The 11,741-nt window shown below is 40.9% G+C and carries 8 protein-coding genes; 5 read left to right on the top strand and 3 right to left on the bottom strand.

The features are described 5' to 3' along the window. Positions 1–176: 176 nt before the first annotated feature. From AC1DCV_RS10555 to AC1DCV_RS10540, 4 genes are all read left to right on the top strand, one after another. Positions 177–3,308 carry a SusC/RagA family TonB-linked outer membrane protein gene (locus tag AC1DCV_RS10555; RefSeq protein WP_477023147.1) on the top strand — a complete coding sequence of 1,044 codons (3,132 nt, stop codon included), beginning with the start codon at positions 177–179 and terminating at the stop codon, positions 3,306–3,308. A gap of 21 nt (positions 3,309–3,329) precedes the next feature. Then, on the top strand, positions 3,330–4,640 hold the full coding sequence (locus tag AC1DCV_RS10550; protein WP_477023146.1) for a RagB/SusD family nutrient uptake outer membrane protein: 1,311 nt from the start codon (positions 3,330–3,332) through the stop codon (positions 4,638–4,640). Positions 4,641–4,813: 173 nt separating this feature from the next. After that, positions 4,814–6,181 carry an ATP-binding protein gene (locus tag AC1DCV_RS10545; RefSeq protein WP_477023145.1) on the top strand — a complete coding sequence of 456 codons (1,368 nt, stop codon included), beginning with the start codon at positions 4,814–4,816 and terminating at the stop codon, positions 6,179–6,181. 2 nt (positions 6,182–6,183) lie between these two features. Beyond that, positions 6,184–6,921, top strand: a complete 738-nt coding sequence (locus tag AC1DCV_RS10540; RefSeq protein WP_477023144.1) for a protein phosphatase 2C domain-containing protein — start codon at positions 6,184–6,186, stop codon at positions 6,919–6,921. 332 nt (positions 6,922–7,253) lie between these two features. Here AC1DCV_RS10540 and AC1DCV_RS10535 read toward each other — a convergent pair whose 3' ends face one another. Next, positions 7,254–8,216, bottom strand: coding sequence for a D-2-hydroxyacid dehydrogenase family protein (locus AC1DCV_RS10535; protein WP_477023143.1), 963 nt, complete (start codon positions 8,214–8,216; stop codon positions 7,254–7,256). 171 nt (positions 8,217–8,387) lie between these two features. On the opposite strand from AC1DCV_RS10535, the gene AC1DCV_RS10530 reads away from it, so the two are divergent. Then, positions 8,388–9,566 (top strand): acyltransferase family protein, encoded by a 1,179-nt coding sequence (locus AC1DCV_RS10530; RefSeq protein ID WP_477023142.1) that lies wholly within the window; start codon positions 8,388–8,390, stop codon positions 9,564–9,566. A 122-nt stretch (positions 9,567–9,688) separates the two neighbouring features. Here the strand turns inward: AC1DCV_RS10530 and AC1DCV_RS10525 are convergent, their stop codons facing one another. Together AC1DCV_RS10525 and AC1DCV_RS10520 are read right to left on the bottom strand one after the other, a co-directional pair. Next, positions 9,689–9,838, bottom strand: a complete 150-nt coding sequence (locus AC1DCV_RS10525; protein ID WP_477023141.1) for a hypothetical protein — start codon at positions 9,836–9,838, stop codon at positions 9,689–9,691. 991 nt (positions 9,839–10,829) lie between these two features. After that, complete coding sequence (locus tag AC1DCV_RS10520; protein WP_477023140.1) at positions 10,830–11,414, bottom strand: hypothetical protein; 585 nt, start codon at positions 11,412–11,414, stop codon at positions 10,830–10,832. Positions 11,415–11,741: the final 327 nt, after the last annotated feature.

The following is an 11,741-nucleotide window of genomic DNA, read 5'->3' as shown; positions in this document are numbered from 1 at the left end:
CCGGATGAGGAAAAACGTTATTTAAACTTTTGTCTGCCTGTTTTGTTACCCACATTGATACACTCATTAAAAAAAGCGATATKAACACTGAATCGGTCTAAACTCAATAGGATGGATTGTTTTTGCTTAGAATCCATTATCTGTAATCAACCAACACATCTCATTAAAACTTTTTTATGCACCTATTTTTAGTAACGAAAATGGCCAAAGGCCGGTCCTTTGTGCTGTTGTTATTCATGAACTTCCTTGCCTTTGCTGCATTCGGACAAGTGAAGATTTCCGGCCGGATCACTGATGAACAAAACTCGCCGCTGCCAGGCATGACAGTGGTTATCAAAAACACAAAGCTGGGTACTAAAACAGATGGAGAGGGACGTTATACCCTCAGCGCAAATCTGCAACCTGGTAACTATACACTGGCTTATTCCGGTATTGGCTATTCTCCAAAAGAAAGCGTACTCGTAGTCAGTGATGCTGCAGGCACTTATACGCAAAATATACAATTGACCACCTCTGTTTCCAAACTGGACGAAATAGTGGTAACAGGTACTTCAGAAGGAACGACCCGGCGTCAACTAGGTAACTACATCAGTACGGTGAAAGCTGATGAGTTAAACAAAGGAGGTACGGGTAATGTACTGGCAGCACTGCAAGGCAAAACCGCCGGTGCACAGATCACACAGAATTCCGGTGACCCTTCGGGTGGTATCTCTGTAAAACTCCGTGGTATCAGCACCATATCAGGGTCAACAGAACCTTTGTATATTATCGATGGGGTGATCATTGATAACTCCACCACCCGCGTTACCAACGCTGATCCCAGTTATGGAACCAATTCTTCAGGTGATAATTTTGTTGGTAGTGTAGGACAAAACCGCATGTCGGATATAAACCCGGCAGATATAGAAAGAATAGAAGTACTGAATGGTGCCGCCGCCGCCGCGATCTATGGGTCCCGCGCCAATGCCGGGGTAGTACAGATCTTCACTAAAAGAGGAAGCACCGGTGCACCGGTCGTTAATTTCTCTACCACTTTTTCTGTTAACCAGCTTCGTAAGAAGTTGGATGTAAATGAGGCGCCGCTTAAGTTTGGAGGTTCTCCCAATGACTCTACGCAAAACATACTCACCCCGGCAGTTGTCAGCACCACCGCGGTGAACCGATACGATTACCAGGATTATATTTTCCGTACAGGCGTTGGCAGCGACAATAATATTTCTGTAGCAGGAGGTAAAGACAAAACCAAATACTTTGCTTCTGCCAGTTATTTTTATAACCAGGGTATCATTAAGAATACAGATTTCAGTCGCTATAGTTTCCGGATCAACCTCGACCAGGAACTGAATAACTGGATCAGCTTTAATGCCAGTCTGAATTACGTGTACAGTAAATCAAATGAAAAACCTGATGGCAATACTTTTTATTCTCCCATGAATGCGGTTACTATCATCGGTAACTACTACGATATCCAGCAACGTAATAATTTAGGCCAGCTGTTGAAAGTAGGAGAACGTGGACGTGTAAATCCGGTATCTGTTATTGAAGATTTTCAACAACAGCAACATGTAGGCAGAGTGATTGCCGGCGCAGGGATTAAGCTCCGGCCTATTAAAAATCTGACCGTAGACTATCGTCTGGGCATAGATAATTACAACCAGGAAGGTACTACGCTCATGCCTGCCTTTGCTTATTTTGTAAGCCCGGGGTTTTATGGCGGTGGACCTAACCTGGATCCCTCACAGAATGGATATGCCAGCGCAGGTAATAACAATTCTTTCATGATCAACCATGACCTGAATGCTACCTATAACTGGGATATCAATGATAAATTCAGTTCTGTCACACAGGTAGGATATTCTGTACAATACCAGCGTATGCACTATACCCTGGAGCAGGGCAGAGGCTTACCTCCTTTTGTACAGACATCAGACAGAACAACTACTATCATACCTGGTGCTGACCAGCGGACAGAGATATCTATTTCCGGGGAATATATTCAGCAGAATTTTAAATACCGTAACCAGTTGTTTGTTACCGGTGCACTTAGGGTGGATGGATCTTCTGTATTTGGCGTAGATGAAAGAAATCAGCTCTACACCAAATTAAGCGGTAGCTACGTATTATCAGGAACTGATTATTGGGAAAAATCATCCATTTCCAAATGGTGGAACCTGCTGAAATTCCGCGCGGCTTATGGTGAATCCGGTAACCTGACTGGTATACCCGCCTATGGCCGTTATAATACCTATAACGCCACCGCATTTATTGGGGCTTCTTCTTTTCAGTCACCCGGTACTTACACCAATCCAAACGTGAAGCCAGAAAAACAAAAGGAGCTTGAGCTTGGTACAGACATGGCATTCTGGGATAATCGTATATCCTTATCCGTTAACTACTACAAAAAACGGGTGGAAGATTTGTTGATCAGTCGTGCTATTGCACCTACCAATGGTTACTCCTTCTACCTCGACAATATCGGTACTTTACAGAATAGCGGTGTGGAAGTAGTATTGAATGTTACGCCGGTAAAAACGAAAGACTTTACCTGGAATCTGACGGCCATCTACAACCGTAATAAGAATAAAGCAGTGGATATCGGACAATCACTGATTCTTTATAACACGGTAGGTGGTGCGCCAATAGGCATCGCTAACGGGGAGCCTATCGGCTTTTTCTACGGTACCTTCTTTGCACGTGATAACAACGGGAATATCCTGAAAACACCAGCCGGTATCCCGGTTACAGAAAGAGGTAAACAAACATCACCACTTACGTATGTGGTTAACCGTGATCCGGCCACCGGGTTGCCAGATACTAAATTGCCGGCATTAAATACTAAAATTGGAGATCCTAATCCCAAGTACACGGGCACCATTACCACAGATTTTCAGTACAAAAAACTGGGACTACATATACAACTGGACGCGGTTCAGGGAGTGGATGTGTTTAATGCGGACTGGAGAACAAGACAAGGCGTAGACAATGGTAAAGTAGCGGAAATGGAAGATAAAGGGCAGGTACCACGTGGTTTTATTGCAGGTAACTATAACATACAGGAATGGAGAATAGATGATGGCTCCTTTGTAAAATTGCGGGAAGTATCATTTACCTACGACTTTGGTAAGCTGAAAGGGTTAAGTGATTTGTCCATCAGCCTGGGAGGCAGGAATCTTATTTCCTGGGATAACTACAAAGGATACGATCCGGAATTAAACGCCGCAGGACAAAGTACAGTGCTGCGTGGAATTGATTTTGGTTCAGTACCTATCCCCAGAAGTTATAACCTGTCTGTTCGCGCAAAATTTTAAACCCATTAAACAAGATCCATCATGAAACGATATATCCGATATAGCTTATTAAGCGCCGCATTTTTCTCCACCATCGCTGCCTGTAAAAAGGATTACCGGGATCCTTCCGGCCCGTCTTCAGAAGAGGCATACAGCTCGCCTACTACGCTGGCAAGTGACGCAGTAGGGCTACGGGCATGGTATGCAAAAGACAGGACGGGATTGTTATATACCACCGTTACCTCCGGTAGTTTACTCACCGGAGAAACCTTTGTTACCAATCCGGGTAATACAGATGAAGCACAAATAGGGGCCGGTGGTAGCAGTATCTTAAACACCAATGCAGTGGTGACCGGTATGTGGGCTGTTAGTAACAAGATCCGTTATGAAGCAGACAGTATCTTACGCCGCACGAATACAATTGTTACAGATAAAGGTTTTGCCAGCGGTATCATTGGCTATACTTCTATCTTTAAAGCACTGGCAATAGGTGTACAGGCTAATTTCTGGGAACAGGTGCCGGCCAACACTGGCAGGCCAGACACCACTACTACAGACGTAAAGTTCATTCCTGGCAAGCAGGGATACACACTGGCAGTGGCTACCCTGGATAATGCCATCAATACAATAACAGCTACGCCTATAGGTAGTAATTTTACCGCGAGCGTACCCGACAGCGTCAATATCATCAACACACTATATGCGCTGAAAGCCAGGTATGCTTTGTATGCCGGAGACTATGCTACCGCTATGGCTGCTGCTAACAAAGTAGATCTGAGTGTAAGGTCATTTCATGCTTTCAATCCTCAGATTACAAACCCGATCTTTACTTTAGTGACGGCCACCAACAATATCTATAACGTTATCGACTCTTCTATGGGACTACCGGTGGCCATCCAACCGAATCTCGCAGATCAGCGGGTACCGTTTTATATACTCAGACCCGCATCACAGAAACCGCGTTTTATTATTAATGGCTTTTTCAAGGGTAACGTTAATATTGTTCCTATTTACCTGCCGGGAGAAATAATGCTGATAAAAGCAGAATGTTTTGCCCGCCAGCATGATGTACCTAATGGTTTGATAGAATTAAATAAAGTAGTTACCAAGCAAGTTTCCAGAGATCCTTTTGGAGTAGGTGCGCAGTTGCCCGCGGTTGTTGCCACTACAGAACCTGAGTTGCTGAATTTAATTTATCAACATCGCCGGATAGAGTTGTTTATGGGAGCGCAGGAACTGGAAGATAGCCGCCGGTTTGGAAGGCCACAGTCAGAGCGGAAAAGGAATTATTTCCCGTATCCGTTTGTTGAGCGGAATGATAATCCTAATACGCCACCGGATCCAACATTTTGATGCGGTTGAATGATAAACAAAAATGGTTGCTGCGCAGCGCGGCAACCATTTTTGTTTAAACCATTTATTATCAATGTATTAGTGTATTTTGTCCCTTATTTTATGAAAAACCTTGTATATATTTACCCTAATTTTGTGACATAAAAGAAGATAAAATACCCTAATTTTGTGTAATGTTTACCAGGGATATTTTACCGGCATTGGAGAAATGGCGCAAACAATCAACGCGCAAACCACTGGTCTTAAGAGGTGCCAGGCAGGTTGGTAAAACCACGTTAATTCAACAATTTGCCCAACAATTTAGTCAATATATCTATCTAAATCTTGAGCTACCGGCAGACAAACGACCATTTGAGCAATTCCGCGACATTGAAACGCTGCTGCAAGCGTTATTTTTTCTTAAAAATAAAAGCTATGATCAAAAGCAGGACACGTTAATTTTTATTGATGAAATACAGGAGTTCCCCGAGGCGCTCAATGTACTGAGGTATTTTTATGAGCAGGCAGGAGATATACATGTCATTGCTGCCGGCTCCTTGCTTGAAACTATTTTTAATCAGAAAGTAAGTTTCCCGGTTGGACGTGTTGACTATCTGGTATTACGACCAGCATCTTTCCCTGAGTTTTTACAGGCAACGGGGGAAGCTGCTGCATTACAACAATTAAAAAATGTTCCTTTGCAAAACTTTGCAAAGGATAAATTAATGCAATTGTTCCGTACTTACGCTTTGATTGGTGGTATGCCAGAAATCGTGAAGCAATACGCGGAGAATCATGATTTAACGACATTAGGGGCCATCTATGAATCAATAATAGTGGGCTATATAGACGATGTGGAAAAGTATGCTTCCAATGGCAATCAGGTACAGGTAATCCGACATGCTATTCGTGCATCTTATGGAGAGGCTGGAAGACGAATTAAATTCCAGGGATTTGGTAAAAGTAATTATAATAGCCGTGAAATGGGCGAAGCTTTGCGTACGCTCGAGAAAGCATTGTTAATACATCTGGTCTATCCTGATACAAATGCAACATTACCACTAATGCCCGACATGAAAAAGTCTCCAAGGTTGCAGCTGTTAGATACCGGGATGCTCAATTATTTCGTTGGTATACAACGGGATATCATCGGAACAACGGATCTGAATGCTGTTTATGGAGGGACAATGATAGAACATCTTGTAGGGCAAGAGTTATTAGCGAGTCAATATCAGGCGCTCAGCCATTTGAATTTTTGGGTACGTGAAAAAAATAGTTCAACAGCAGAAGTTGATTTTGTCTATTTATTTGAAGGGAAATTAATTCCAATAGAAGTGAAATCAGGGGTAGAAGGTGTTTTGAAGTCTCTTCACCTCTTTATGGATATGGCTCCGCATACAATGGCGGTTCGCTTTTATGCTGGCGGATTAAGTATTAGTAAGGTGCAGACACTTGCAGGTAAACATTATAACCTGCTTAATTTGCCCTATTGCTTAGTCTCGCAATTAGAAGCTTATCTCTTTTGGTTTAAAGGGGAAATAGCTGCAGATAGCGATAATTAACTATGAACATATACACTACACTCCGCATTGGCGCTTACCACATCAACCATTGTGAAGATTACCTTTTTGCAGATAAAATAGGGAACAATAAAATTATCTGTGCCGTGATGGATGGATGCACCATGGGAAAGGATAGCTATCTGATCTCCGCCATTGTTGGCAAATTGCTGAGGAAGATCTGCAAATCACTCAGTTACAAAGAATTTTATGCAAAAACAGCAGATGAATTATCGCTCGATACTTACCTTAAGGGGATATTGCAGGAATTATTTAGTGAGATGAAAGTGCTTAAAAATCAATTACAGTTGGAGCGGGAAGAACTGTTGACAACATTAATCATCTTGCTGGCAGATGCAAAAGCAGATAAAGGTATATTGCTGGCGATTGGAGATGGCGTAGTCAGTATCAATGGAACGGTTACATCATTTGATCAGGATAATAAACCAGATTACCTTGGATTTCATTTGTCAGAAGATTTTGATACCTGGTATTCTGCACAAAAACAGCGGCTATTTATTGAAAGCCTGAGTGATATCAGTATTGCCACAGATGGCATTGAATCTTTTACAAGAGTGGCAGCTCCGGAGAATTCCGAAACCGTAGATCCTATAACCTTTTTATTACATGATACAACTGGATTGGGAAATGAGGAAATGTTGAATATGAAATTAAAGACGATAGAACATAAGTACGGCCTGAATCATACAGATGATCTGGCAGTGATTAGAGTTATTAAGTAGTACGCATAAATTTATCCTATGAGTAACAGTTACTATCGTTGTCTCCAGGCAATAAACATCCTTATCACAGACAGGACAAAAATAACCTGCAATCCCACCAGCGAAACGACTCCAAGTACCACCGTTCTGCTTGCGTAAATGGTGTGATTTAACTGTTGATAGCAGCTAACTGCAAAGCATACTAACAGTACTACGGTAATTATTCTCATTTTTTTGCTCATAGATAGCTAATTCTTATTAGTAAGTTTACAGCAATTTATTGTAACCAGGAATTGTAATACCTGGAAACCCTTGTAATACGTGTAATGTTGTTAGTAATAAACTTTTCTTGATTACAAAACAGACGGGTTGGCGATGTTGATTGGGTGCCCGTTGATAAAGCTCATCACGTTTTCAAATGCTTTGCCGAAATACAATTCGTAACTATCTTTTTCCACATACCCGAGATGTGGTGTGCATACAACATTGGGCATATGGAGCCATTCAAATGCAGTATCGTACACAGGTTCTTCTTCATATACATCAATGCCTGCAAATCCGGGTCTTCCTTTTTTGAGACATTTTAATAATGCCCCCTTTTCAATGAGTTCCGCTCTGGAAGTGTTAATCAGTGCAGCAGTGGGTTTCATCAAACTTAAATCTGTCTCTTTTACAATACCGGTAGTGCTGTCGTTCAAACGAAGATGCAGTGAAATAACATCAGCGTTTTGGAAGAAACCTTCTCTTGTTGCAGCTTTTTCATATCCATCTTTGACTGCATTTTCCCTGGAAGTATCGCTTCCCCATACCAGCACCCTGGCGCCAAATGCTTTTGCGTAACCGGCTATCATTTTACCGATTTTTCCATATCCCCAAATGCCAATTGTTTTGCCATGAATAGTGGAGCCGATGTTTATTTGCCACTTCCCATCTTTCATCCCTTCTATAGCTGCAGGAATTTGCCTGAGCGTATTCATAATCAGTATCCAGGTTAGTTCAGCGGGTGCTACGGGTGAACCAATCCCTTCTGCTACAGCCACTTTGTATTTTGTACAGGCGGCCAGATCCAGGTGTGCAGCTATTTTGCCGGTCTGACTGATCAGTTTCAGGTTAGGCAATTTTTCCAACAACACTTCATTTATTTTTGTTCTTTCTCTGGTCAATACAAGGATGTCTGCGTCTTTCAGTTTTTCCGCCAGCAATGCAGGGTCTTTTTCTGTTTGATGTAGAATGATCACATCCTGGGATGATAATAATTTAAAGCAGTCAAGACTCCTGATAATATTTTGGTAGTCATCCGGAATAGCTATTTTCATTTGCCAAAAGTTTAGTGTTGCTGTTGCAAATTACTTTTTTATCAGGAGATGATCTAAGGAATACCGGTCATGTAATTTATTGTGGTTTTTGTTACACAACCACTTAAATTACTGGTAACATCGCTGTAGCACCACGCTGAGCACCTGCTCCTCATTAATCGTATTAACAATATGGAAAAGAATGTTACGAGAAATAGTTGGGTAGATAACTTGCGATTTTTCATCACCATTTTAGTCGTATCGCATCATGCAGCACTTGCCTATACCACGTTTTCCTGGTTTAATAAAACAGTATACATCGCATCTACGCACCCGGTAGTAGATGCTGTAAGATCTAAAGAGCTGGATATATTGGTAATTTTTAATGACGGCTTTTTTATGTCATTGATGTTTTTAATCAGTGGCATTTTTGTGATGCCTAGTCTTCAAAATAAACAAGTAAAAATATTTATCAGAGATAGGTTTTTTCGCTTATTTATTCCGTTTGTTATTGGTGTTACGTTGCTGATGCTGTTAGCTTATTATCCTGCTTTTTACCTGGCGTATGGAAAAACTAACATAAAAGATTACATAGTTGATTTTTTTACGGTAGAAGCCTGGCCTGTTGGCCCTCCCTGGTTTATCTGGGTATTGTTTCTGTTTAACCTGATTTTTGCATTGTGCTATTCGTTTGTGAAGAATGGTATCAGCAAGTCCGGCGAATGGCTTGCGTTGCAAAAGCAACAACCGTTTAAGTTGCTGCTCTTGTGGTATGGCTTCACCTGGATAGTATACGTTCCCATTATACTGTTAGTTTCTCCTGATGCATGGACGGGCATTGGTCCATTTGATTTCCAGATAAGCAGATTCCTTTTGTATTTCGGTTATTTTCTGTTGGGCATATTAATAGGTACACCAGGATTAAGCAATGGAATATTTGCAGGTGAAGCTGTATGGGTAAAACGTTGGCCGGTATGGTTGCTGGCTTGTGTAGCCGTATTTGTATTGCTGATGTTTATTGCTGCCCCTTTAACCGTAATGGTGCAACAGCATCAGTTAAGCGAAGTGCAGGGAATGCTGATCTACAGATCGGTATGGGTATTATCCTGCACGCTGAGCAGTATTGCATTTTTGACTACGTTTAAAAGTATATTCAATAAAACAGGGCGTTGGTGGAAGTCGCTGGCTGCGAATGCTTACGGCATTTATTTAGTGCATTACATTTTTGTGGTGTGGTGTCAGTTTTTGTTGCTTGATTTTAATTTGCCGGCGTTGGTGAAGTTTTTTATTACTTTCTTCTTTGCAGTTGGGATGAGTTGGTGGATGACGTTTTGGGTGCGGAAGAATGCAGTGATTGGGAAGTATTTGTAGGTTATCGTACAGATGCGACTAATAGAGATTTAAGGCGATATTCTCAAAATGAACCAGACTAAAGGACAAACAATGTCAACGACACTTTGTGATGACCTTTGACATTGTTTATCACATACCTATCAGATGCAAAGGTTGGTTAAATGGCAACCAGGGCATGTAGTTTGCTCCAGGGATGTAAGACAAACAGCTCCTTTTTCTTTGGGTGGATTGAGATTGGCAATTTTTACTTTCGCCAGCTGAAGCTTTTTGGGTGTTGCGTTCTGTTTCATGGTGGAAAACATTTATAAATAGTCCTCTCCTGTCTTTAGCTTGGAGCAATGCCGTGGAGTGGTTGTTCAGCATATAATCAATGTGCTAATAATGTTTAAGCTTATTTATTACAGGTGATGTATAAGGTGAAGCGATCAATACAAGGGAAAGCTATAAATGGGCTTTTGACTTCATTGGGTTAATTAAGTTGGGATTAGTACCTCTATCTAATTTAATGAAATTTTTTTAATGTTGAAAGTTTTGTTGAAGAACACTATTAGATTGTAATATTTTCTGCCATCAATCACCTATTGGCTAAATAAAGCTCAAACAACATTGAAATTGAAATAGAGCTCAAAATGAGCTGCAAACCTGCCTTTATTGAGCTGCATTTTAATTTGGTTACCTATTTTTATATTATTTTATACCTTTTAGGGTATAAAATCTAGTGTAAGAAATTGGATTATACCCTTTGGGGTATAGTAATGCTTTATTCATTGTATACCCTTTAGGGTATACAATGAATAAAGCATCTGAATTAGTTAACCTTTGCAGGTAATAATTACAAATTGCAATGGGGGCAGGTAGTTTGCGCCAGGGATGTAAGACAAACAGCTCCTTTCTCTTTGGGTAGATTTAGATTAGCAATTTTCACTTTCGCCAGCTGGAGTTTTTTGGGTGTTCTGTTCTGTTTCATGGTGGAAAACATTTAATGAATAGTCCTCTCCTGTCTTTAGCCTAAGGGCAATGCCATCATGGAGCGGTTGTTCAGCATGTCATCAGAGTGCTATAATACTTCAGTTTGTTTATTGCAGGTGATATATAGTGAAGAGACCATATCCGGGAGACTATAAACAAGCTTTGGCTTCATGGGTTAAGCATTTGTAGTGTTAAAAATCAACACCTATTAGTAATATAATAAATTTTTTCCAATGTTGAAAATTTTATAGAAGGAATGGATCGATTTGAAGTAACATTATCTATTGCAGAGCAGCAATAATAGTAGCAGTATTAGGACCGTATTTTCTTTCCTTTAAGAATCATCATTGTACCATAGGCAGACGTTGCAAGTGCGCACCCGGTGCTGATGATCGGTGTTGTTATATAAGCAGGAAACCCTTTATTGATCAATACAAATCCTGTTATAGCGGTCAGGCAAACAAACGCCCCTGCAAAATAATCAAACGTACGATTGAATACTTTGGCTAAAGGGAAAAAATGTAAGCCAACAATTAATGCAATACCTGGGATAAACCAGTTATCGTGGCCGGTATTTACCAAAATATTTTTAATTACCAATATACCAACGCCTTCGGCAATGAAAATAATAATGAATCTTTTGTTCTTCGTTTTCTTATCCTCATTAACAGCAACAGGGTCTTCGGGCAATCTTTTAGCTATCGTATAAAACTTTGCATAAAAAGCTAAAAACGATAAAACGATCAGGGTAAACACAGCTCCTATAAGCCAATAATCGCGGCCATTCAATGTCACCTCGCCGATCATTACCCATACTATGGTAAATATAATCATGAGTGACAATCCATCTAAAACTTTTTCAAGTTGCTTTTTAGAACCATTAGCTGGGTAGTTCATTGCGGGTGTTTAATTTGTTGACAAAAATTCCAAATATATTATTTATTTTTTATGGAAAAAACAATCCCTTAATTCACCTTGCCTCTTTTCCCAGGTATAGGTTTCCCAGACGGGACAACTTGCCTTCACTGGCCAACATCCCCCGCAGGCCTCACGGGAGCCCCATTGCAGTAGCAGCAAGCACCGTACAACCGGCTCACTAGTGAATCCGCAGGGTACAACGTTTAATAATAATGGTTGGCTTATGTTTTCGGTTCGCTACATTGATATCCGGCTTGGCATTACGTTCAATACCTGAGATAAATCTGCTGGCCTGGAAGTTTTTTA

It is taken from the genome of Chitinophaga sp. 10T418 (assembly GCF_056394125.1).
Note: the sequence above shows the minus strand (reverse complement) of the source record. Positions and strands in the feature narration are given on the sequence as shown.

Coding starts and splice junctions, on each gene's coding strand:
- AC1DCV_RS10555 (WP_477023147.1), top strand. CDS start 177: ATGCACCTATTTTTAGTAACGAAAATGGCCAAAGGCCGGTCCTTTGTG.
- AC1DCV_RS10550 (WP_477023146.1), top strand. CDS start 3,330: ATGAAACGATATATCCGATATAGCTTATTAAGCGCCGCATTTTTCTCC.
- AC1DCV_RS10545 (WP_477023145.1), top strand. CDS start 4,814: ATGTTTACCAGGGATATTTTACCGGCATTGGAGAAATGGCGCAAACAA.
- AC1DCV_RS10540 (WP_477023144.1), top strand. CDS start 6,184: ATGAACATATACACTACACTCCGCATTGGCGCTTACCACATCAACCAT.
- AC1DCV_RS10535 (WP_477023143.1), bottom strand. CDS start 8,216: ATGAAAATAGCTATTCCGGATGACTACCAAAATATTATCAGGAGTCTT.
- AC1DCV_RS10530 (WP_477023142.1), top strand. CDS start 8,388: ATGGAAAAGAATGTTACGAGAAATAGTTGGGTAGATAACTTGCGATTT.
- AC1DCV_RS10525 (WP_477023141.1), bottom strand. CDS start 9,838: ATGAAACAGAACGCAACACCCAAAAAGCTTCAGCTGGCGAAAGTAAAA.
- AC1DCV_RS10520 (WP_477023140.1), bottom strand. CDS start 11,414: ATGAACTACCCAGCTAATGGTTCTAAAAAGCAACTTGAAAAAGTTTTA.